The sequence below is a fragment of the Corynebacterium sp. KPL2895 genome, from assembly GCF_040225815.1.
GTDB classification, from domain to species: domain Bacteria; phylum Actinomycetota; class Actinomycetes; order Mycobacteriales; family Mycobacteriaceae; genus Corynebacterium; species Corynebacterium rhinophilum.
The window spans coordinates 25410-48172 of the sequence record NZ_JBEHFY010000009.1 but is presented as its reverse complement, the minus strand read 5'-3'; the positions used below and the strand labels follow the sequence as shown (position 1 = coordinate 48172).

24 protein-coding genes are annotated in these 22763 nt (G+C 59.3%); 11 read left to right on the top strand and 13 right to left on the bottom strand.

The annotated features are described in order from the left end of the window. Positions 1–17: 17 nt before the first annotated feature. Positions 18–341 carry a chorismate mutase gene (locus tag ABRP95_RS05545; RefSeq protein ID WP_005279891.1) on the bottom strand — a complete coding sequence of 108 codons (324 nt, stop codon included), beginning with the start codon at positions 339–341 and terminating at the stop codon, positions 18–20. A gap of 118 nt (positions 342–459) precedes the next feature. On the opposite strand from ABRP95_RS05545, the gene pcrA reads away from it, so the two are divergent. Further along, positions 460–2991 (top strand): DNA helicase PcrA, encoded by a 2532-nt coding sequence (gene pcrA / locus ABRP95_RS05540; protein ID WP_284770602.1) that lies wholly within the window; start codon positions 460–462, stop codon positions 2989–2991. Here pcrA and ABRP95_RS05535 read toward each other — a convergent pair. From ABRP95_RS05535 to ABRP95_RS05525, 3 genes are all read right to left on the bottom strand, one after another. Then, positions 2988–3746 carry a M23 family metallopeptidase gene (locus tag ABRP95_RS05535; protein ID WP_284770603.1) on the bottom strand — a complete coding sequence of 253 codons (759 nt, stop codon included), beginning with the start codon at positions 3744–3746 and terminating at the stop codon, positions 2988–2990. The genes pcrA and ABRP95_RS05535 overlap by 4 nt on opposite strands. Positions 3747–4170: 424 nt before the next feature. After that, the gene (locus tag ABRP95_RS05530; protein WP_349839077.1) at positions 4171–5811 is read right to left on the bottom strand and encodes a histidine-type phosphatase; all 1641 of its coding nucleotides are present in this window, start codon (positions 5809–5811) and stop codon (positions 4171–4173) included. 247 nt (positions 5812–6058) lie between these two features. Beyond that, entirely contained in the window at positions 6059–6814 is a 756-nt protein-coding gene (locus ABRP95_RS05525; protein WP_284770605.1) for a M23 family metallopeptidase, read from the bottom strand. Positions 6815–7331: 517 nt separating this feature from the next. On the opposite strand from ABRP95_RS05525, the gene ABRP95_RS05520 reads away from it, so the two are divergent. From ABRP95_RS05520 to ABRP95_RS05500, 5 genes are read left to right on the top strand one after another with little or no spacing between them, the layout of a single operon-like run. After that, complete coding sequence (locus ABRP95_RS05520) at positions 7332–9119, top strand: cell division protein PerM (protein WP_349839076.1); 1788 nt, start codon at positions 7332–7334, stop codon at positions 9117–9119. A 22-nt stretch (positions 9120–9141) separates the two neighbouring features. After that, entirely contained in the window at positions 9142–9750 is a 609-nt protein-coding gene (gene purN / locus ABRP95_RS05515) for a phosphoribosylglycinamide formyltransferase (RefSeq protein ID WP_284783469.1), read from the top strand. Between the two features lie 27 nt (positions 9751–9777). Continuing rightward, on the top strand, positions 9778–11310 hold the full coding sequence (purH, locus tag ABRP95_RS05510; protein ID WP_284783442.1) for a bifunctional phosphoribosylaminoimidazolecarboxamide formyltransferase/IMP cyclohydrolase: 1533 nt from the start codon (positions 9778–9780) through the stop codon (positions 11308–11310). Between the two features lie 31 nt (positions 11311–11341). Further along, positions 11342–12322 (top strand): hypothetical protein, encoded by a 981-nt coding sequence (locus tag ABRP95_RS05505; RefSeq protein ID WP_284783443.1) that lies wholly within the window; start codon positions 11342–11344, stop codon positions 12320–12322. A 32-nt stretch (positions 12323–12354) separates the two neighbouring features. Continuing rightward, entirely contained in the window at positions 12355–12969 is a 615-nt protein-coding gene (locus ABRP95_RS05500; RefSeq protein WP_284783445.1) for a hypothetical protein, read from the top strand. An 80-nt stretch (positions 12970–13049) separates the two neighbouring features. On the opposite strand, the gene ABRP95_RS05495 is transcribed toward ABRP95_RS05500, so the two are convergent. The 6 genes from ABRP95_RS05495 to rpmB form a co-directional block, all read right to left on the bottom strand. Continuing rightward, positions 13050–13769 (bottom strand): TetR/AcrR family transcriptional regulator, encoded by a 720-nt coding sequence (locus tag ABRP95_RS05495; protein ID WP_284770610.1) that lies wholly within the window; start codon positions 13767–13769, stop codon positions 13050–13052. 112 nt (positions 13770–13881) lie between these two features. Next, positions 13882–14664, bottom strand: coding sequence for a putative nucleotidyltransferase substrate binding domain-containing protein (locus tag ABRP95_RS05490; protein WP_349839075.1), 783 nt, complete (start codon positions 14662–14664; stop codon positions 13882–13884). 336 nt (positions 14665–15000) lie between these two features. Beyond that, the gene (gene rpsR / locus ABRP95_RS05485; RefSeq protein WP_005279904.1) at positions 15001–15255 is read right to left on the bottom strand and encodes a 30S ribosomal protein S18; all 255 of its coding nucleotides are present in this window, start codon (positions 15253–15255) and stop codon (positions 15001–15003) included. Positions 15256–15270: 15 nt separating this feature from the next. Beyond that, positions 15271–15576, bottom strand: coding sequence for a 30S ribosomal protein S14 (rpsN, locus tag ABRP95_RS05480; protein ID WP_005279906.1), 306 nt, complete (start codon positions 15574–15576; stop codon positions 15271–15273). A gap of 3 nt (positions 15577–15579) precedes the next feature. Next, the gene (gene rpmG, locus ABRP95_RS05475) at positions 15580–15744 is read right to left on the bottom strand and encodes a 50S ribosomal protein L33 (RefSeq protein WP_023025964.1); all 165 of its coding nucleotides are present in this window, start codon (positions 15742–15744) and stop codon (positions 15580–15582) included. 2 nt (positions 15745–15746) lie between these two features. Further along, on the bottom strand, positions 15747–15983 hold the full coding sequence (rpmB, locus tag ABRP95_RS05470) for a 50S ribosomal protein L28 (protein WP_005279911.1): 237 nt from the start codon (positions 15981–15983) through the stop codon (positions 15747–15749). A 513-nt stretch (positions 15984–16496) separates the two neighbouring features. Here rpmB and ABRP95_RS05465 point away from each other — a divergent pair. After that, positions 16497–16766, top strand: a complete 270-nt coding sequence (locus ABRP95_RS05465; protein WP_005279912.1) for a type B 50S ribosomal protein L31 — start codon at positions 16497–16499, stop codon at positions 16764–16766. A gap of 15 nt (positions 16767–16781) precedes the next feature. After that, entirely contained in the window at positions 16782–16955 is a 174-nt protein-coding gene (gene rpmF / locus ABRP95_RS05460) for a 50S ribosomal protein L32 (RefSeq protein WP_005279913.1), read from the top strand. Between the two features lie 173 nt (positions 16956–17128). On the opposite strand, the gene ABRP95_RS05455 is transcribed toward rpmF, so the two are convergent. Then, positions 17129–18502, bottom strand: a complete 1374-nt coding sequence (locus tag ABRP95_RS05455; protein ID WP_502880360.1) for an MFS transporter — start codon at positions 18500–18502, stop codon at positions 17129–17131. Positions 18503–18817: 315 nt separating this feature from the next. Between ABRP95_RS05455 and ABRP95_RS05450 the strand changes: the two genes are divergently transcribed. The 3 genes from ABRP95_RS05450 (at position 18818) to ABRP95_RS05440 (ending at position 21249) form a co-directional block, all read left to right on the top strand. Then, positions 18818–20320: a S1C family serine protease gene (locus ABRP95_RS05450; protein WP_284770612.1), complete on the top strand. Its 1503-nt coding sequence runs from the start codon at positions 18818–18820 to the stop codon at positions 20318–20320. Positions 20321–20381: 61 nt separating this feature from the next. Then, positions 20382–20990: a MogA/MoaB family molybdenum cofactor biosynthesis protein gene (locus ABRP95_RS05445; RefSeq protein WP_284770613.1), complete on the top strand. Its 609-nt coding sequence runs from the start codon at positions 20382–20384 to the stop codon at positions 20988–20990. Between the two features lie 28 nt (positions 20991–21018). After that, positions 21019–21249 (top strand): hypothetical protein, encoded by a 231-nt coding sequence (locus ABRP95_RS05440; RefSeq protein WP_284851804.1) that lies wholly within the window; start codon positions 21019–21021, stop codon positions 21247–21249. 111 nt (positions 21250–21360) lie between these two features. Here ABRP95_RS05440 and mscL read toward each other — a convergent pair whose 3' ends face one another. Both mscL and ABRP95_RS05430 read right to left on the bottom strand, forming a co-directional pair. Next, complete coding sequence (gene mscL / locus ABRP95_RS05435; RefSeq protein WP_284783451.1) at positions 21361–21858, bottom strand: large-conductance mechanosensitive channel protein MscL; 498 nt, start codon at positions 21856–21858, stop codon at positions 21361–21363. Positions 21859–22013: 155 nt separating this feature from the next. Next, on the bottom strand, positions 22014–22736 hold the full coding sequence (locus ABRP95_RS05430; protein ID WP_296088334.1) for an SAF domain-containing protein: 723 nt from the start codon (positions 22734–22736) through the stop codon (positions 22014–22016). Positions 22737–22763 lie beyond the last annotated feature (27 nt).

The window sequence follows — 22763 nt, the reverse complement described above, 5'->3', positions numbered from 1 at the left end:
GGGGTTGAGAGGTGGCCTTACCCCAGGCGGCCGCGCCCCATGCGCAGCAGGGCAGAGGCGATGGTGGGGCCTTCCTCACCAAGCTCCGCGCGGAACTCGTTGAGGATGGCGATCTCGCGGGTGTGCACCAAGCGCGTGCCACCGGAGCTCATGCGGGTGCGGCCCACCGCGCGAGAGACCTCGGTGCGGCGCTTGACCGCATCCAAGATGATCTGGTCAAGGCGGTTGATTTCCTCGCGATACTGCTGGATTTCCGCATCAGATAGGGGATCGTCCGTGCCGGTGGGCGTGCGGATATCCAAGCCATTGTCAACGATGGATTCATTATCTTCAGCGGTCATGGTCCCTTATTCTGCCACTTTGTCGTGCCAAGGTGCTACTTGGTCAGGGTTTTGGAAAGCGCAGTGTATGCCGCAATTACCGGCCATGTCCGGTGGTGCTAGTAGGTTGGTAGGCATTATGACGAATAACTCTCCATTTAGCCCTTCTTCCACCCCGCGCGAACCCGCATCTGGCACTACCTCCCGTGGCGGTTTTGCCCCTAGCCAGAATCCCTTTGGTAGCACGCCCAGGCCCGCGGAATCCGATCCTTTAACCCAAGGTTTGAACCCGCAGCAATTAGAGGCGGTTACCCACACCGGCAGGCCCCTGCTGATCGTCGCCGGTGCCGGTTCCGGTAAGACGGCGGTGCTTACCCGCCGCATCGCGTACCTCATGCGCCATCGCGGGGTAAACCCGTGGGAAATCCTCGCCATTACCTTTACCAATAAGGCCGCCGCTGAAATGAAAGAGCGCGTGGGCTCTCTGGTGGGACCGGTGGCCGAGCGCATGTGGGTATCTACCTTCCACTCCATCTGCGTGCGCATTTTGCGCCAGAACGCGCAACTCGTACCGGGGCTTAATACCAACTTCACCATTTATGATGGCGATGATGCCCGCCGGCTTCTATCCATGATTGCCAAGGATATGCAGCTGGATCTGAAGAAGTACACCCCGCGCGTGCTGGCGAACCAGATTTCCAACCACAAAAATGAGCTCGTGGGCCCGGCTGAAGCGGCAGAAAAGGCGCAGCAGACAAAGAACCCGTTTGAAACAACCGTGGCGGATGTCTACGCCGAGTACCAGCGCCGCCTGCGCGCGGCCAATGCGGTGGACTTCGACGACCTTATCGGGGAAGTAGTGCGCATTTTCACCGAGCACCGCCAGGTGGTGGAGTTTTATCGTCGGCGGTTTAAGCACGTGCTGATTGATGAGTACCAGGACACCAACCACGCCCAGTACGCGCTGGTAGCAGCGTTGGTGGGCAAGGGCGAGCTAGGCCCCGATGCCCCAGAGCTGTGCGTGGTGGGTGATTCCGATCAGTCCATTTATGCCTTCCGCGGCGCTACTATCCGCAATATCGAGGAATTCGAGCGCGATTACCCGCAGGCACACACCATCCTATTGGAGCAGAACTATCGCTCCACGCAGACCATTTTGAACGCGGCCAATGCCGTGATTGCGAAAAATGAGAACCGCAGGGAGAAAAACCTGTGGACCGCGCATGGTGATGGCGAATCCATCGTGGGGTATGTGGCGGATAATGAGCACGATGAAGCCCGCTTTATCGCCGCGGAGATTGATGCGCTGGCGGATAAGGGCCACAGCTACTCCGATATCGCCGTGATGTACCGGACTAATAATGCCTCCCGCGCGCTGGAGGATATCTTCATTCGCTCCGGCATCCCCTATAAGGTCGTTGGCGGAACACGCTTTTATGAGCGCCGCGAAATCCGCGATATGGTGGCCTACCTGCGCATTATGGATAACCCGGACGATACGGTGAGCCTGCGCCGCATCATCAACGTTCCCAAGCGCGCTATTGGTGATAAAGCCCAGGGCCAGATTGCCCTGCACGCGGAGAACCAGGGGATAAGCTTTGGCAAGGCGCTTGCCGATGTCCCCCGGGGCGACGTCCCCGGCCTCGGCACCCGCGCCGTTAATGCGGTTACCAAATTCAACGACATGATGGATGGCATCCGCGCACAAATCCCAGGCATGCGCGATGAGGTGACCGGCCAGCCCGATTTGGGAGAGTTGCTCACCGCCATCCTGGATGCCACCGGATACAAGGCGGAGTTAGAAAACTCCAATGATCCGCAGGACGGTGCGCGCCTTGATAACCTCAATGAGCTGGTGTCCGTAGCCCGCGAATTTACCTCGGAGGCTGCCAACCAGTTGGCCGCTGCTGGTGCGGATGCCGTCGATCCCAATGAGCTAATAGAAGAAGGCGAAGCCGCGCCGGGCTCGTTGCAAGCCTTTTTGGAGAAGGTCTCGCTGGTCGCGGATGCGGATCAGATTCCGGATTCTGAGACAGGGGTAGTAACGATGATGACCCTGCACACGGCGAAGGGCTTGGAGTTTCCCGTCGTCTTTGTCGCTGGTTGGGAGGACGGCCAATTCCCGCACATGCGCTCGCTGGGTAACCCGAAGGAATTAAGCGAAGAGCGCCGCCTGGCCTACGTGGGCATTACTCGCGCCCGCGAAAAGTTGTACCTCACGCGCGCCATCTTGCGCTCTGCGTGGGGCAATCCGGTAACCAATCCCGCCAGTCGCTTCCTCGCCGAGATCCCAGAGGATCTCATCGACTGGCGGCGAGAGGATTCCGATAGTGACCTCACCGGTTCCTGGGGAGCCGATGACTATCAATATGGCCGGAGCTATCGCCGCGGTTCTAGCGGCGGCTATTCCGGCGGTGGGGGTGCTGGGTTTGGCCAGCGCGCTACGTCTTCCCCTTCGCAACGCACTCGCCAGCCTGCAGCTAATTCCATGCCGAAGAATAAGAACCTCAACCTTGCGGTAGGAGACCGCGTCAATCACGCGAAGTACGGGCTTGGAACCGTGATTGAAACGGCCGGTTCCGGCGCCCGCGCCACGGTGATCGTGGACTTCGGTTCCTCCGGCAAGGTGCGGCTCATGCTCATCGGCGGTGTGCCGATGGAAAAGCTCTAGACCGAAATCCCGCGCTCGTCGAACCAGCCCACTGGGTCAACGGCTGCGCCGCCGCCTGGGTGGATTTCGAAGTGCAGGTGCGGGCCGGTGGAGCGGCCCTCATTGCCGATGTCCGCGATGTGGTCGCCGGCAGAAACGTGGTCTCCCACATTGACGCGCAGCGAGTTGGCGGGCATGTGGCCGTAGACAGAGATGCTGCCATCGACGTGCTGGATGCGAATCCAGTTGCCAAAGCCTTGTGCTGGACCGGAGTTAATGACTGTGCCGTCCATGACGGAGTAGATCGGGGTTCCGACTGGGTTGGCGACGTCGATGCCGTTGTGCATCGCGCCCCAGCGCATACCGAATCCCGAGGTCAAGGTGCCGGAGGTGGGAAAGACCACCGTATTGCCAGCGGCGTCCTTGCCACGCTCGGGGGTCAGCCCGGAGCGGTCTCCCTCGGGAGCGAAGGCTTCCCGCAGGCCCGGAACGGAGGAGGGGTCCAAGACGATGTTGACTCCGCCGGATTCATTCTGGCTAAATTCCGGGACCGCATCGCCGTTGAGTACACCAACGGCGGTATTTGCGAGGCCGACGGCGGCGTCGATCACGCCTGCGTTATCAACGTTGGTGGCTTCCGGCTCAGAGGAGCCATTCGAAACGTCCACGCTAGCCACTGGATCAGCAGCAAAAGCGGAGGTGCCGGTAGCAAAAACGGTGCCAAGCGTGATGATGCTTAGCGCTACATTCCTGCGTGCGCGGTTCATGCGCTTCATAAGTTTAAGTCCTTTTCATGGCTGTGCATGGTCTCGAGGCGCGCAAACCTTGAAGGTTTCGCGTCTTTCAACTGCCCTGTGCGACACGCCGGGGGAATGGAAATACCCCATTTGGCGTTCGCTTGTGGCAACGAGTTAAAAGTTAGCCTGCCCATGGGTACCGCGCAATCTGGAAAAATGCTGGTAGAAACCACGATCATTCGAAAAGTTTCGAACATGCCAGCTTGTTGCGCGTGTTACGAAAGTGGCCAAAGTTGCGGGTTTGAAGTACTGGTTTAAGCTCTGGGGGTAGCTATCGGGGGTGACGGGATGGGCTTGTCGGTGTCGAGCCGGAAAACTGCCATTTACCTGCGACAAGGCCCTGTACTGGACTCGGCTGAAAGTGTCTTGGGGTCCCTGTCGGGCAGGGTCATTCCTAAGGGCGTTAGAAGGGGAGCTGGCTACCAAATTTGTGCAGTTGTTGTTGAATTTGTGGGCCGAAAGCGTTGACCGCACCGATTCCTATACCGATGGCCAGTGCGCCCGCAAGGGCACCGATGATCCCCCAGAACTGCGGCTTGGAAGAGAGGGAATCAGCAACCGGTAGTTGGTGATCTGCAGCGTCTTCAGCATCCATGAGGTGGGCTTGAGAGTGATCTGAGGTGGAACCTAAGGGTAAGCAATCGGCCAGCTCCTCGATAGTATAAAACGTTGAGTCAGCGGCAATAGGCTCACAGCCATCGTGGAACGGGATTTCCTTTTCGTTGTAGAGCATCCGCACAAGGGTCTCTCCGCGATCATTTTGGAATGCGTCCCATTGAATATTCGCGCCCATCGGGGAGACGGTATCACCACGCCATGCGGAGTTATCCCAGCTGTATAAATCATCCTCTGGGACACCTTGTTCGGAACCAGGCAGCTTCAGTAGGGCAGCCAGTGGGATGATGGTCTCGGCGTGGCCGAAGCGATAATTGGCCGCCACGTCGCCGCCAGCAGCGCGGTCCTGAACGTTTCTAATCATCTCCTCAAGCAGTGGTTCATAGTTGTCGTAGGCAATCGTCTGGCCCTGGATAGCCGGGCCTTTCTCATAGAAGTCTTCTACGTCAAGCAGGTACGCAAAGGTTGGTCCGCTGGTATCGTCCATGTACTCATCAAAGATCCACCCCTCCGCCGGGGCCTTTTCCTCGTGCTCCAAAGCTGGAGCGATGATGTAGAGGTTGTAGAACTGCAAGGCGGCGTCAACGATGCCCTCAACGGATTTATCGTCCTTTTCTCGGGCGGAAAAGCGAACGGAGCCATCTGCTAAACCGTTGATAAATTCTGGCGTAAAAATCTTAGCCAGCAAGCTGCGTGCAGCCTGCTGCGACTCTGGCTTGGCGTAGGCCTGTTGTACTTTTTCCTGTAAAGCCTGAGAGTCCTTCCACTCTGTATAGCGCTGATAGGATGCAGCGTTTTTATCCTTGTGTGCGTACATCAGGTCAGGGCGTGCGGCGATATTAACGTGGCCATCTTTCGTGTCATCGTCCAAGTGTGCGGCCAGTGAAGGGGACTGTTCCAGTAGACCTTCCCCGAAGTTCCACCCAGAGTCATTGGCGCGGTCCTCTCCTGAGGAAGTGAAGCTCACCTTGAGGTCCTCGGCGGCAATCGCTCCCAGTAGCTCTGCATTGCGCTGTGCATTGCGCTTGCCGATGCCCCTGAGCTCTTCTCGTCCCACTTCCGTCAGGTTTCCATAACCGGCTTCTTGGCCAGGGCCACCGGATAGCTCTCGGTTTACCGCTATCATGGCCTCTACTTGCGGGATGAGCTTTGTACCGAGCTCGGTGAGCTGATCGCGTTGTTGGGCATACTCCAGCATCTGCTGCGCGAGGTCATCGTATTTAAAGCTTGATAGCCCGCGGGATCCGTGGCGATCTACCGTTGAGGTGTAAATCTGGTGAAACCCACTGGGGGCTTCGGCGTAGCTTGATCCCTGTGGCTGGTAATGCTGCTTGGTGGAGTAGTAGGTGGCGCCTTCGGAAGCTAGAGCTGGTGCGGGCGCGAGGGTACAGCTAAGGGCAGTGATGAGGGAGAGAGTGCGTGTACGCATATGAGTATTCCTTGCTGGAGAGCTGGATAAAAAGACAGCTGACAGCTTAAGGGCCGCATCTTGCAATCACATGGCATGTAGGTAAATTGCGGGAATACTTTTCGGCTCTCGGCGGAGTGTGCGACGCGTCGGCGAATCGGGATTGAATTTTGCTGCTGCGAGCCAGCGGAGGTGGATGAGACAGTAGGTATAGCAAAAGCGCCGCAGAGGATATCTGCGGCGCTTTAACAAGAAGGGAAGAAGGCTCTTAGAGCTGGATGCCTCGCTCGGCCAGCCATGCCTGTGGGTCAACGGCGTCACCGGAGTTCGGGTGAACCTCGAAGTGGAGGTGAGAACCGGTGGAGAAGCCCATGGAGCCCATGCCGGCGATCTTCTGGCCGGCACGCACGTGCTCGCCCACGGCAACGTCGAGGGTCTGCATGTGGCCATAGACGGTCATGGTGCCGTCATCGTGGAGGATGCGGATCCACTGGCCGTAGCCGGAGGCAGGGCCGGAATCGATAACGGTGCCGTCCATGATGGAGAAGATGGGGGTTCCAATGGCGTTGGCGATGTCAACGCCGGCGTGGAACGAACCCCAGCGCGGCCCGAAGCCGGAGGTGAAGGCGCCTTCAGCGGGGCGGGCAATGGAGGGGGCGCGAGCGGCAAGGTCCTCGGCGGCGCGGTCAGCGGAAGCCTGGATGGACTTGCTCAGCTGGTCCACCAAGTTGGTGACCGGCTTTGCCTCAGCAACGTTGAGGATCTGCGGTGCAGCATCGGAGGAGCCTGCTGGGGCGTTGTTAACCTCGGAAGTATCAGCGGCAAGCTTGTAGTCAACAGACTGCGTCTTGGTGGTGGTAGTTGCAGTGTTGTCGGACTCAACGTTAGCGGCAGCTGCGCCGCCTACGCCGGCGGTGGATACGGCACCGGCTGCAACGGTCATGACAGCGATACGACCCTTGGTGGTCTGCGAGGTGACAATCTTGCGATGGCGGCCGGCGCCACGCTGAACTTTGCTTCGCATTAAATCTTCTTTCGTATCTTTCACAATCTTCAAAAAGAGCGTTACATCGTCTCTGGGGTAGTTACGAGATTGTGACCTTCTTGTTACCAACGAGATGTAACAGTAGCGTCTCAAAAAGATAACAGCAAGCCAAAAGTTGATTTTTTCTCGGGCCGATCTGGAATAAGCCTACATGCAGGCAACTTCTGGAGAATTTTACGCATGGTGCGATATAGATCTCTTAAAGCCAAGCCCCCGCGGTAGCCCCGAGTCTGTAATAGTGCACCTTAGGTGCCGGTTGTGGAAGCGCCCCCGCATGAAATTACTGTGACCAGTGGGGGATAAGGGGGAAAACTTCATTCCTTATATATATGTCTACAGTAGTTACTGAAGAAGTCCACGGTGATTTTGGAGGTGCCTCGTCGCGCCACCCCGCTACCGCGCGGAAAAGGTGGCAAAGTGGACGCCGATGAACAAAAACACCAGCCCCCAATCTCGGTCAACGCCCCGCCCGCGTAGCCAGGCGCGGGGCCGGACAGTGCAGACAGAGCGCGCCCCTCGTGCACCCCACGCCACCGCGACGCAGAAGCCACATAATTCTGCAGAACGCGTCGCCCGCAAAGCCGGGTCGAAGGCGAAGGCCCGTCGCACGCCGGCTCCGCTGACGAAGGCCGGGCGCATTCGCCAATTATTCATGTCGGCGGCGCTGCCGAATATTATTGTCGTCCTTATTATTGTGGCGCTCGCTTTCGGTGCGCTCTTGCTTTTCGGCTCACCGCTCGCGTGGTTGCCCACCATTGTGGCGGAAGCCTGGATGGTCTTTAACCTCGCGCCGGTATCCGCGGCCGGGGTGGACCTGTCGTTCCTCCCAGCCTTGCCCGCCCTCATCCTCGCCACGGTGGTGGCGGTGCGCGTGCGCGCCGCGGTGAAACACAAAGTCAGCGTGAAGGACCTGGCGATACTTGTCGCTTGCGTGGTGGGCGTTCCCGTGGTGTTGACCTGCATTGCTTGGGTGATGTTGTGGGATGCCGGCAAGGTCTTCGATGTGTCCCCGCCCAACCTTGCTGCCGCGCTGGCCCGGGTTATCGTCGTGCACTTGGCCGCGATGGCGGCTGGCATGGGCGCCCGCCTGTGGCGTGCCTTGGCCAAGCGTTATGGCGCCCCGCCGCTGCTTGTCGATGCCGCCCTTATCGCACTGCGCTACCTTGCCTACCTCGCCATTGGTGCGGCGGTAGTCTTTGTGCTCGTTTTCATCGTCAACTTCTCGCGCCAAGGGGAAATGATGGATGAATATCCGTCCATCTCTGGGCTGGGCATTTTCACCCTTATTTTGTTGAGCCTGCTGTATATCCCCAATGCCATCGTCAGTACCGGGGCAGTGCTGGTGGGCTCGGAGTTTTCGGCAGGGGAGGCACAGGTCAGCCTCTTTAGTACACACCTAGTTCCGTTGCCGCCGCTACCGATTACTGGTGGCATCCCGGCCTCCTCGCCGGGGTGGGCGGTTGTGTTTATGGTGGTTCCCCTCATCGCTGCGACAATGTCGTTGTACAAGAAGCGCCCATCCTTCCAGAAGGCGCTCGCAGCCACAGTGGCTACCGCGGTCATCATGTTCTTCGCGTGCTACCTCGTCAGCGGCACGCTGGGCTACTACGGCCACGCTGGCCCGCACCTGTGGACCGCTGCCGGCCTCGCCGCACTGTGGATCGCCCTGGTGGGCTTGGCCGTCGCGGCGGCCTTTGCGCTCATGAACTGGCGCGACGCCCGCGCAGCCGAGGTGGAGTCTTCGGCGGCGGAGTCCGCCGAAGAGGATTCAGAAGACGCTGCAGAGTCTGCAGAAGATACCGCTTCCGAGAACACCGCTGATGCAGAGCAGCCTGATGCAGACAAGGCCGAGGCCGATGAGGCTGATGGCGACGATGCTGATGCCGATGTGGGCGAGAGCGACACGGACAAGGACGAGGACGAATCGGAATCGAGTGACGGTGAGGACTCCGAGTCAGCGGCGAATGACGCGGACGACGCAGCCGACTACGATGACGCTGCCGCAGAATCCACGGACACCGCAGACACCGCCGAGGACGAGGTCATCGAAGGGGAGGTCGTCGAAGACGGCGACGACGGCGCTGATGCGGAGGACGCCGCGGGCGATGGTGGGAAAGAGGGGGCATCGGAAAGCAGCGAGCACGAAGCAGCTGAAGACCCCGAGATCCTGGAAGGTGAGATCGTGGAAGAGGACGCAGACGAGCACGGCGCTGGTGCGGTAGAAGGCGGCGAAGCACCCCAATCGGAAGCGGCAGATTCTACTGAAAGCGGGAAGAGGGACTAGGCTATAGCGCGTGACTTCACCGATGCCACCACGCGCTACTGATGCTACTGACCGCCTACGAGTTGTCGTGCTTGTTTCTGGGACGGGCTCGCTTTTGCAAGCCATCTTGGATGCCCAAGATGAGCACTACCGTGTGGTGAAGGTGGTAGCGGATAAGCCGTGTCGAGGTATTGACCGCGCCCGAGAACGCGATATCGATACTGAGATCGTGGAAATGGGCGCCGACCGTGCCGAATGGAATACATGTCTGGCTGATGCAGTAGGTGCTGCGCAGCCAGACATTGTTGTTTCTGCAGGTTTTATGAAGATTTTGGGGGAGGGCTTCCTCCGCCGCTTCGAAGGCCGCACCATCAATACCCACCCGGCGTTATTGCCTGCGTTTAAGGGCGCGCACGGGGTGCGCGATGCGTTGGAGTATGGCGTGAAGGTCACAGGCTCTACCGTCCATTTCGTGGACGCGGGCGTGGATACCGGTTCCATCATTGCGCAGCGGCCGGTGGCCGTGCGGGCAGACGATGATGAGGCCAGCCTCCACGAACGCATTAAAAAGGTAGAGCGCGAACTCATCGTCGATGTGCTGCGCGCGGCGCAGCCCCGCGGCGAGGAACTTTTTATTCAACTCGCAGACTAAGACTTTTCGAAAGGCTTAATCCTCCTCATGAGCGAAGACCGCAAGCAGGTAAAGCGCGCACTCATTAGCGTGTACGACAAGACAGGGCTGGAGGATCTGGCCCGCGCACTTGATAAGGCAGGCGTAGAGATTGTCTCTACCGGCTCCACCGCCAAGAAGATTGCAGACCTGGGAATCGAGGTCACCCCGGTTGAAAAGCTCACCCGCTTCCCCGAGTGCTTGGAAGGCCGCGTCAAGACGCTCCACCCGCGCGTGCACGCCGGGATCCTGGCCGATACTCGCAAGGAAGACCACCTGGCGCAGCTCAACGAGCTTGAGGTAGAGCCCTTCCAGCTCGTCGTGGTCAACCTGTACCCCTTCCAGGAAACCGTAGCCTCCGGCGCGGACTTCGATGGCTGCGTGGAGCAGATCGACATCGGTGGACCTTCCATGGTGCGCGCGGCGGCCAAGAATCACCCGTCCGTTGCCGTGGTCGTGGATCCGGCGCGCTATGGCGAGGTAACCCAGGCCGTTGAAGAGGGGGGCTTTAGCCTTGACCAGCGCCGTGGTCTCGCCCGCGATGCCTTCCTTCACACCGCTAATTATGATGCGGTGGTCTCCGCGTGGTTCGTGGACCAGCTCAGCGACGGCGAGGAGACCACCTCGCTGCGCTACGGCGAGAACTCCCACCAGGCCGCCACCGTCACCCGGATTGGCACCAAGGGCTTGGCCAATGCCAAGCAGCTCAACGGCAAAGAGATGAGCTACAACAACTACCAGGACGCCGATGCTGCCTGGCGCGCGGCCTGGGATCATGAGCGCCCCTGCGTGGCTATTATCAAGCACACCAACCCGTGCGGCATCGCCGTATCGGACGAGTCCATCGCTACGGCCCACCGAGCGGCGCATGCCTGCGACCCGATGTCCGCATTCGGCGGCGTCATCGCCGTCAACCGCGAGGTTAGCGAGGAGATGGCCGAGCAGGTCAAGGGTATTTTTACCGAGGTCATCGTCGCACCCGCCTATGAGGAAAAGGCGCTGGAGATTCTGCAGTCCAAGAAAAACCTGCGCGTGCTTTTGGCCGAGCCAGAAGCACAGGGCGAGGAGCGCAAGTACATCTCCGGCGGCGTGCTGCGCCAAGAGCCGGATACCTACCAGGCCGAGGGCGATAAGCCCGAAAACTGGACCCTAGCAGCGGGCGAGGCCCTGAGCGACGAGGACTTGGCTCAGCTCGAATTCGCCTGGCGCACGGTGCGCGCGGTCAAGTCCAATGCGATTCTGCTGGCCAAAGACAATGCGACCGTGGGCGTGGGCATGGGCCAGGTCAACCGCGTGGATTCCGCCAAGCTTGCGGTCGAGCGCGCCAATACGCTTGCCGATGCCACCAACCGCACCCAAGGCTCCTTCGCCGCCTCCGACGCCTTCTTCCCCTTTGCCGATGGTTTGCAGGTGCTTCTCGATGCCGGCGTGAAAGCCGTTGTTCAGCCCGGCGGCTCCATCCGCGATGAAGAAGTTATCGAGGCAGCTAAGGCCGCTGGTGTTACGATGTATCTCACTGGAACGCGCCACTTCGCTCACTAGCGTTAGCGCCTGAACCCTAAGGATCCTGGCCATGCTCGCACCAACCCGCACCGCACCGAGGCGTACTGCACCGAGGCGCATGGCGTTTGGTGGCCTACTTTTGGCCGGGGCGCTGTGTCTTAGCGCGTGCGGGCAGGGCGAGCAGGAGACGGAGTCAGAGCCGGGCATCGCCAAGCAGACAACGTCGCGCTCTACGGAGAGCGCGGCGGATACGGCGGATAGCCCTCGCGATGCCGCAGAGAAGGCCGAGGGTGCGCCAGCCGATGCCCAGTCAGATGCCGCGAACTCAGCCGGTGCCGACGGGGCGGCTGTGGCTGGTGACCTGCAGCGCGAGCTCGACCGCATCGCCGCCAACTACGGCAATGTAGGCATCGCGGTATCGGATGGCACCACCACCGTTGCCGCCGGGCGCACCGCGCCCGAAACCGCCTGGTCCACCTCCAAGGTGCCGGTGCTCATCGCGGCCCATCGCGCAGGGCTCATCGGCCCCGACGTGGTGACGTCTGCGATTACCTATTCCAATAATGAGGCGGCTCAATCCGCCTGGGACGCGCTGGGCGGCAGCGCACAAGCCGCCCAGGCCGCGCAACAAGTGCTTGCCGATGCCGGCGATGCCACCACCCAGGTACAAAGCCAGGTCACCCGCCCGGAATTTAGCGCCTTTGGACAAACGCAGTGGAGCGTGGGCGACCAGGCTGCGTTCATGGCAAAGCTGCGCTGCGTCAACGGTGCCGAGCCCATCCTCACCGCGATGTCTACGCCCGACCCCGCCCAAAGCTATGGCCTGCGCAACCTAGAGGGGGCCGCCCTCAAAGGCGGCTGGGGCCCAGATACCGCCGGCGGCTATGATGTGCGGCAGATGGGTCTTGCCACCATCGGCGGCCGCGAGGTGGCGGTAGCACTCATCGCCTCGGCCCCGGATGGTCAGTACGCCTCCGCCCAACCATTACTTTCGGGCATGGCGCTTGATCTCTCCAAGGCCGACGTTGCTTGGCCCACCCCAGCTTGTTAGCTCCATCCCTGGCTTGTGAGAAAGGACTTATCATGCCGCACTTTCATCTAACACCACGTTTGCGTTGGGGACTGCACCTCGGCGCGGTAGCGACCGCGGGCATCGTTTTGAGTGCATGCAGCAATGGCACGGATGAGGATCAACCCGACTTTTCCGGCGATGGCGGCATGACCACCGTCGAAAGCACGACGGATACTGCAGCAGAAGAATCCTCGTCGGCGACAAAGTCTCCGGAAACTCAAGAGAAAGAACCACCCGTGGTGACGGTGACCGAAACCGAACAGGAGCAGGCACAGCCACCAAAAAACAATAACGGCGGCGGAAATGAACTCATCGACGGCTTGGGTGAATACGGCTGGACCGATGCCAATACTTATGCCAATTGCCACCGTTATGAACGCGTCGTCTTTGCCGGCAAAGGCCCAGACGGCAGGGCCATTATCTGTGAAAATCAGGGAAACGTCCTGACGTACCGCTCGACCATCTTTGGTGGCGAATTTACTGGGTCAATCATTGGCCAAGACGGCGGCAATTACTACGTGGATGCCACACCATCGACCATCGTTGTAACCCCCAGCGGGATTAGCGTGCGCGAAGGCGGCGGACTGGCCGCCACCGCGGACTTTACTCAATCCTGGCAACGTTAATCACTGGTAAGTGGTTAACGACGCCACAAGGAAATGGTTAGCGTTAACCTCAGGGGAGAGGTTAACGCGCCATAACGAGGTTAACGGGACTTTTTCTTATTGCGGTCCGCTGCTGCCGCCGCAGCCGCAGAAATCGAGTCATTGCGGTTCTTCAGCAGCTCAAGTGTCATCGCTTCGGCGTCCTCAGGAACGGTGGCGCCGAGGACGGCAAGGGCGGCATCAGCAAGCATGGCGGCAGTCTCCGGAACCGACTGGGCCGCGGCATAGGGAGGCGTGCCATCATTGGGGCGCATCTCGATGACCGACAGCGCGATGTGGAAGGGCAACTCGATGCGCGGATCCGCATCGCCCACAATGGCAGCGGCGGTGGTGCGGAAGTGGTTCTGCAGCCGCTCGCGGGAGCTGTGATACTCCGAAAACTCCGGCGAATTGGCCACCGGCAACTGGTACAACCGGCCGACGTTCCAACCGCTGGTGAGCAACAGGCGCGATTCCGCGGCGACCAACGACCACAGGCGCTGCTCGGGCTCGGCATCAGAATCCACCAGCTCATCGGCTAACTCCAGCGAGGGCTCAATGGTGGAATTTAGCAGCGCGAGGAAAATCTCCGTCTTGGAGGGAAAGTGGTAGTACAGCGATGCCTGCCGGATGCCCACCGCGTCCGCGATCTGGTGGGTCGACGTCGTGGCAAAGCCCTGGGTGGTAAATAACTCTGAGGAGGCGTCCAAAATCTCTTCCCGGGCGCTATTGCCTCTGCGGCGGGGGCTATGTTTACGCGGCCTACCTACGTTTCCTGACATGCGGCGGACGCCTCCTTTCTCTCAGCAGAAAATGCTTTTACTCAACAACTCTACAGCCCTGCAGCCCGCCGGCGCGGACCGCATGCGTAGCCACAAAAACTTTGTGGCGATTCTAATGTGCGCCATCCGCGGTGCGTTGGGAGATGGACTCGAAGGTCGCAGATACCATGCGGCAGGCCGTGCCATAAGCCGTGCGCTCCAGCGGCGGGAGATCCTGCAGCGTGGATTCGCGGCCGTGCACGTTGTCGAACCAGCGCCGCATTTCTACCGAATACCCTGTGCGCCACGCAAGATCCAAGGTCTCTGCGTCCTCCGCGGTGAGCATCCCGCGCTCTTGGCCAATGGCAAGGCGATCGACCGTGGGGCGCGGGCCCGGTGCCGCCCACCGTGCAATGGCGGCGATGGGGGACAACAACATGGACTTAATGTCCACGGCCGCGCTGCGATCGGGCAAACCGCCGACGCGCTGAAGCAACGGCGGACGCTGGGACAACGCCTCCTCCAGCAAAGCTTGCTCGCCGCCGCGGCCTAAAGGCAGGCCGGCATCGACGCGCGCTGCCATGGAATCGGCCGCTTGATGTACCTCTAGCCCGACATCGCGAAAGACGGACTCCAAGTCGCTGTCTTCTCCCATCCACTCGATGGGCATGCTGGGTAGCTGATCCCCGCGCGCCGCCGCACCGGTTAACCGGATATCCGCATCCACGCCTGGCGCGCGCACGATATCTGTCAGTAGTCGCGAAAACCAGTTGGCTAATTCAATCTCATCGTCCTGGTGCGCTACCGCATTGCGCAAGACATCTTGTGCTTCCGCCAATAAGCCGCGAGCGGTTGCCCGGGATTGGCAATGGGGAGCAAGCTCCGAAAGATCGAGAAGGGATTGATGCAGGCCCATACAGTCACTGCCTTTCACTCATTGCAAAGCGGTGCGCATCTAAAAATTGTGCGGCGCAGGATTGCTATAAATGTAACACTTATGCGATATCGCAGTAGCGCTCGGGGGAGCGTGCGGCGGGTGCCGCCGAGTAAGGGTGCTGTGGGAGTCCGTCGCGGAGCTTTGCTGCTGGTGCTCTCGCGGAGGTATGGCGTGTGTGCGGTGTAGCGCGAATTTAGGCTACTAAAACGACTTTCGCCGCCTCACCTCGAAAGGCGGGGCGGCGAAAGTTTATGGATCTTTTACCGTGTCACACTTGCCAGCGGCAAAAGTGCGCTGTTGATACCCAGCTACTGTTTAGCGGGTGGTGAACGGCAGGAGAGCCATTTCGCGTGCGTTCTTGACTGCGGTAGCAACCTGACGCTGCTGCTGCGGGGTCAAGCCGGTGACGCGACGGGAACGGATCTTGTGGCGATCCGAGATGAATAGACGCAGAGTCTTGGTGTCCTTGTAGTCCACCTTCTCAATGCCCTCAGCCTTCAAAGGGTTCTTCTTCGGGCGACGGCTCTGCTCCATACGGAACTTCTTTTGGTTATTGCGCTTATTAGCCATTGTGCAATTACCCCTTTACCAGCTGGACTTGCGAACGCCCGGCAGCTCACCACGGTGAGCCATGCCGCGCATACGGACACGGGACAGGCCGAACTTGCGGAGGTAACCGCGTGGGCGGCCATCGGCTGCGTCGCGGTTACGAACGCGGGCTGGGGAAGCGTCACGAGGCTGGCGGTTCAGCTCGAACTGAGCCTCCAAACGCTCCTCATCCGGGGTGTTCGGGTTCTTGATGATCTTCTTGAGCTCAGCGCGACGCTCCGCGTAGCGGGCGACGATTTCCTTGCGCTGCTCGTTCTTAGCGATCTTGGACTTCTTAGCCATGAATTATCGCTCCTCGCGGAATTCGACGTGCTTGCGGGCGATCGGATCGAACTTCTTCAGGGAGATGCGATCCGGGTTATTGCGCTTGTTCTTACGGGTCACGTAGGTGTAACCGGTGCCCGCAGTGGACTTCAGCTTGATGATTGGGCGAATATCGTTACGTGCCATACTTAAATCTTCTCCCCACGTGCGCGGATCTTGGCAACAACGGACTCGATGCCGTCGCGGTCAATGATCTTCATACCCTTGGTGGAAACATTCAGAGTAATGGTACGGCCCTCAGAGGGCAGGTAGTAGCGACGACGCTGCACGTTGGGGTTCCAACGGCGCGAAGTGCGGCGGTGCGAGTGCGAGACCTGCTTGCCGAATTCCGGCTTGCGGCCCGTTACCTGGCAAATAGCCGACATGGGTCTTCTTTCTCCTAGCCGCCCACATCGTGGCTATAAACGACTACGTGCCGACTGCCGTGTGAGGGTGGCAGTGCTCAAAAAGTGAGGTGTGAGCAGGTGCGGCATCGTCGTCAAAAACCAGTAGACGGGGCGTAATACGTATATTTTGACAACAGCAAGAGCAAATCTTACAGCCTTACTCGCGATATACCTAATCGCTGCTGCGATGCCCCTACGTATAAAGGTGTCGGCTTTCTGCCGATGATCAAGCGACAGCGCCCAAAGCATTGGGGAGGTTCGAGGCCTTACTATAACGAATGGGGCGCATATGTGTGCCTGTGGCGACTGTGGTTGCCACAGGCGAGCAATTTCGTATATATGGCCGTGGAATGTAGGATAATTCAGGTTATCGGTCGGCGCGCTTTGTGGCGCCGGGCGAGCTGTAACTGTACATCCCAACTCGGGCACGATCCGTACCGTCATTATTCAGTGTGCGGAACCGACCCGTAGTCCAACCCTGAGGGAATATATATGAAGAAAGACATCCACCCAGATTACCACCCAGTGGTCTTCCGTGATGCTGGTACCGGTCACTCCTTTTTGACCAAGTCCACCGCTACCTCTTCTCGCACCGTTGAGTGGGAAGACGGCAACGAGTACCCGCTCATCGTCGTTGACGTTACTGCTGAGTCCCACCCGTTCTGGACTGGTGCACAGCGCGTTATGGATACCGCTGGCCGTGTCGAGCGCTTCAACCAGCGCTTCGGTGCCATGGCTCGCCGCAAGAAGAAGAACGCGTAAGGAGAAGAAGAGAAAATGGCAACTCCTAAGTTTAAGAAGTCCCGTGCGAATACCCACGCACGTCGTTCCCAGTGGAAGGCTGACAACGTCGCCCTCCAGGAAGTCACCATTGACGGTCAGACCGTGCGCATCCCGCGCCGTCTGGTCAAGGCCGCTAAGCTCGGCCTGGTTGACGTAGAGCAGTTCTAAGCCTGCTTTCATCCTCGCCCCCTCCCGGTTGCTTATTAGTGACTGCGAGGGGGTTGCGATGTTTTAGACCCGCTTAGATTCTAGGGGGCATCAAAAAGCACCTGCAGGCCCGGGGTGGGCGGCAGGTGGTGCGGGGAACGCGCAGCCACAGTGCGTTCTCCTAAGCCGAAGGCCTATGCCTCGAGGGCGGCCTTGCGCTCCTCGGTGAGGCGGACTTCTTCCTTATTAATAAAGAGGAAGATGGCCAAAACGAGGATGGTAAAGAGCAGGAAGACCATGAAGGTGACATTCCAACCGGCGTACTTGACCAGGTAGCCCACACCGGTCGAGGCGAGCGTGGCACCGAGCAGGTAGCCGAAAAGCCCCGTAAAACCGGAAGCGGTACTTGCCACATTGCGCGGGGAGAGGTCGAGGGCCTGCAAACCGATGAGGCCAACCGGACCGTAGATGAAGGCACCGATGAGTGCGATGAAGGTAACCATAACCGCGAACGGGGTGCCCACTGGTGCCAGCCAGTAGCCGGCGATGGACAAGCCCGTAGCCAAGATAAAGATCAAGATGACCTTAGAGCGGTTGCCGTGGAAGAGCTTATCGGACATCCAACCGCAGAGAATGGTGCCCAGGAGGCCTGCGAGCTCGAAGGCGCCGAAGGCGATCAAACCGGAATTGATGTTCATGTGGTGGACTTCGGCGAGGTACGTCGTAATCCAGTTGAGCACGCCGTAGCGCAGTGCGTAAACAAATACATTGGCAATGGCCAGGAGCACAATGATGTGGTTGCGCAGGACGTATTTGAAAATCAGGTCCTTGGTAGAAATTCCATCGCCTTCTTGCCGCTTGATGTCTGCAACCTTGGCAGGATCATCGCGCCATTCATCGACCGTCGGCAGTCCTTCTGAAGGCGGATTATCGCGGATGAGCAGGAAGGCTAAGGCTGCGATGATCAGCGCCGCGACGGCGGGGAGCCAAAAGGCTACCTGCCATTGATTGCCGGTCATTGCCAAGCCGACGCCTACCAGCAGCGGTAGTACGCCTGCGCCCACATTGTGCGAGGTATTCCACAGCGATCCTTTCCAACCGCGCTCGGATGTGGAGAACCATTGCACGATGACGCGGCCGCATGGTGGGTGCCCCATGCCTTGGAACCAACCATTGAGGAACATGACGGTGGCAAAGACGCCGACGGATGCTGAGACCCACGGGACGAAGCCGACTATCAGGTTCATCAGTGCGGATAGACTCAGTCCGATGGGCAGGAAGTAGCGCGCATTGGACTGGTCCGCGAGCATGGCGGAAAAGAATTTGGATAAGCCATAAGAAATCAACACGGCGTTACTAATGATGCCGATTGCAGGCTTGTCGATGCTCCCGTTATCTTCCAGCAGCAGCGGCGCGATCGTGGAGATGTTGTTGCGGATGAGGTAAAAGCCCGCGTAACCCAGGAAGATTCCCATGAAGACTTGGAAACGAAGGCGGGGGAATTTCTTATCAACGTCCTCTTTAGGTAATTGAGGGCGTGGGCGGGGAGATTTGAGCCATGTCAGCACTGCATACTCCTTGGGTTGGAAAGATAAAAAAGATTGAACTTAAGGGTAAAGTAAGGCTAACCTTAAGTTAAATATAAAAGTAAGCTAACATAACTATGGATCGATTTTATTCTTCGGTGATTCTGTTCACAGCGGTGCGCCGCGGGGTGGGAGGATGTCTAACGGGGTGATGGTGGAGTCGAGTGCGAACGCAGGGGAGGCGACAGGTGTGGTGAGTTTGACCAGCTTATTGCCTACAGTAACTTCACAGGAACTTCTAGTAGGTTGGCAGAGTAGTTTAAGTTGTGACCAAGTGAAGCGAGGCATAGTGTTCCTATGAACATGAGGAATGATGACAACCGCGGCAATAATGGTCAGTCGCACGGTGTCCCGCAGGAACCCAACGGCGCGAACAATGGGCAGGCGCCGTATAACCAGCCGCGCGGAGGGCAACAGGATACTGGATCCGCGTATTCCAACGGAACCTATTCCCAAGGCTGGAACCAGCCGCGCATCAACGAGCAGGAGGCACAAGCCTCCCCACACGGTAACGAGGCGCCGCAGCACGCGCAGCACACCCCGCCCAGCAATCGCCTCTTTGGCGGCGCTCAGCCGGGTGCTACCCACGGGCAGCATGAAACTTCTAGCTTCGCTACCCAGCAAGGCGAGTATTCCCAGCAGGGGCCTGCGAATAATCAACCCGGCCAGCTGCCCGTGCCTGGGGTAACGCCATTGCCGCCGCAGCCAAAGCAGGAAAAGAAGATCGGGCTGGGTGCCGCGATGGCAATCGCTGCGGTAGCGGCAATCGCTGCAGGCTCCATTACCGGCGTGGTCATGGGAAAGAATCAATCCAGCAGCGGCACGTCCGTGGTCAATGAGGCGCTCAATAGTAAACCGGCCGCCAACAGCATGGGCAAGGAGCCGGAGGAAGGCTCGGTGGAAGCGGTTTCTGCCAAGGTTTTGCCGGCCGTGGTATCCATTCAGACCGCTACTCGGACCTCGGCTGCTGAAGGTTCCGGTTCCATCATTTCTCCTGATGGTTATGTGTTGACCAACCACCACGTCATCGCCGGTGCAGAGCAGGGCGGCATTATGCAGGTGACCTTGAACGATGGCAGCAAGCACGAAGCCGATCTCGTGGCTTCCGATGCCAATACGGATGTTGCTATTATCAAGATTAAGGACGTGCACGACTTGCCACACCTCCAATTCGGTGACTCTGATGCGGTAGCGGTAGGCCAAGAGGTAGTCGCCGTCGGCTCGCCCCTCGGGCTTAATGCCACGGTGACCTCCGGCATCGTATCCGCGAAGAACCGCCCGGTGCGCGCGTCTCAGCAGGGTGGCGAGTCCTCGCTTATCGATGCCATCCAGACCGACGCCGCCGTCAACCCCGGCAATTCCGGTGGTCCCTTGGTGGACATGGAGGGCAATATCGTTGGTATGAACTCGATGATTGCGTCGTTGTCCGATAAAACCTCGGGTGAGGGCGGATCTATCGGCCTCGGGTTTGCCATTCCTTCCAACTTTGCCAAGCGCATGGCTGATGAGCTCATCAATAAAGGCCACGTAACCCACCCCACCTTGGGGGTTAAGGTCCTGGCGCGCGATGACGGAAATGGCGCGCGCATTGCAGAGGTCGAGCCAGGGGGACCAGCGGATCAAGCAGGTTTGAAGCAGGGCGATATCGTCACCCGCGTCAATGACCGGCTGATTGAAAACGCCGATGCGCTTATCGCTGCCGCGCGTTCCCAGGACTTCGGTGCGACCGTCACCTTGGAAGTATCCGATGGACATTCGGATGACACTCGTCAGGTAGAGGTAACCCTGACAGGCGAGTAGATTAAAATGCAGCCCGCGCCGTGTCCGCATTGCGCCCCCGACGTTTCTTTGAAGGAGAAAAATGGCAGACTCCCAGCAAGACTTGACCGACTCCACCCGATTGGAGGATTCGGCTTCCACAGACGCTTTGCGGGATGTGGCGGAGCCGGATGATGCCTACCTTTTGGCCAGCGAGAAAGAAGACCGGGTGGCGGCGCCGCGTCGCGCGCTCGTTGTGATCGTCACGGATCACCCCGGCGAAAATTCAGATAGTACCTCCAAACTGGTTACTGAGCTTTTGGCAGAGGCGGATTTCCGCATCGATGGTTCGGTGGTCGTGCGCTCGAAGAAATCCAAGATCCGGCAGGCCATTGAAACTGGCGTCGTCGGCGGTGTAGACCTCGTTCTCACCGTCGGCGGCACCGGAGTGAGCCCGCGCGATAAGACCCCAGAGGCTACCACTGGGGTCATCGACAAGATGGTGCCAGGCGTGGCCCAAGCCTTGCGCTCTTCCGGTCAGGCTTGCGGCGCGGTCGATGCGTGCGCATCCCGCGGCATTTCGGGCGTTTCTGGTTCCACCGTCGTGGTCAACCTTGCGCCGTCGCGCGCTGCCGTGCGTGATGGCATGGCCACGTTGACCCCGCTGGTCCACCACCTTGTGGATCAATTGCAAGAATCCAGCGTGCAATAACGCGAAGGAAAGGGGTGGAGATACTGCCATGACCTCTCAACCACGCCGCCAGCGCAGGCGCGTATTCCGGCGATCAGATGCGCCGGAATATGACCGCAGCGCGGATCGCCCGGTAGGGCAGGACTTAGCTAGTGGGGAAGGCACCGATGCCCAGCGCATCGTCACTCTCGAGGATGCCGCAGCGGAAGGCGATGGCGCTCAGCCAGCCGAGCGCGGCGAAGAATTTTACCGCGAAAACCAGCCGCCGCACCACGGCTAATAGTCTGCTTATCCTTGTCGCGAGCCAAAAATGCTCAAGCAGTCATTACAAAAGCCCGTGGCCTCCTTCATTGCGAAGGTGGACACGGGCTTAACTGCTTCTTAGCAAGAATTAGTCGTCGTGGCGGCTGTGCTTGCCCTCAGAAGCAGTGGAGCCATCGGTGTCCTCGACCGCAGTGGCATCCCCAAGTGCCTTATCTGCGGCGGAGACAGCTCCCGCGTTCTGGGCCTGCAAGAGATCGCGGATTTCTGCCAAGAGTTCTTCCGAGGTTGGTGCCGGTGCCTCTGGGTCGACACCCTGGCGGCGCTTGGATGCTTCAGTGAGCTTGTTTAGCGGCATCACGATGAGGAAGTAGACCACTGCGGCGATGATCAGGAAGTTAATCGCTGCGGTAATGACGGCGCCAAAGTCTACGAGGGTGGACTTATTATCGGTGATTTGGAAGCCCAAACCATCGACTTCGGCGGAGCCAAAGGAGTTAATGATCGGCTGAATAATGGAATCCGTTACGGAGGTAACAATCGCCGTGAATGCGGAACCGATGATGACTGCGGTGGCAAGCTCGACCACGTTGCCGCGCATAATGAAGTCTTTAAAGCCCTTGAGCATGGGAGACGGAGAACCTTTCTGGGAATAGATAACGATGGGTGTGAACCATGAGCAAGCGGGAAGTTTAGTTCAAGCTAAAAGTACTCACAACTTGACGGACACGTGAATGCCACAACTCACTTGACGGATGTAGTGGTCAACCTTTGTGCAGGCATTTATGGTGAGGCATCTGCATCAACGGCTTGAGGCTGAGCGCGATCGCCCACGATGACTACGGTCAGCGGTTGGTTCAATGAGGCAGCGGCTACGTCATTGGCATGCTCATTAGGAAGTGCGAGCAAGACGGTGGCAGAAGAAACCTCGCCCTCCGCAGTGGTGGTGGAGACCACCCGGGCGCCGGAGGCGATGACGCGGGCGGTCGCGGGCTGGGAATCGGTGGCATCGCTTGCCGTGACGATATCGACGGTATCGCCGTGCTGCAGGTGGGGAATGATGTCAGGATCGGCAAGTTTTACAGGGATCATGCGGCCGGAACTTCCTTCCTTAGAACCGGCAGACCCCGATTCCGTGACGAGGCTAGACACCAACTCTTGGCCTAGGAGTCTCTGGCTGGTGACCACCTCACCCCTGCCCGCGGCGGCGGTGATGATGCGGCCGGCGAGATCGGAGGGGGCATCGGCAAGCGCGCTGCTAGGAATGGAAGAAGAAGGCAGGCGCTCGAGGGAGACATCGGAGGCGGAAAGCTCCGCACCGGCGGGCAGATCGTGGCTAAAGACCAGCACCTGCGGCAGTTCCTTCGCCCTGGAAATCGCGGAAACCAGTGCGGCAATGAGCAGGACCAGCGCGATGACGCGCCGCACGAGCACGCCGCGGCGGTGGCCAGGGGTGCGCAGGGTGCGAAGGAATTGAGAGATTCGCGGGGACGGAGAATGAGCCATGCATAATTGGACTGCGCTACCGCCTGC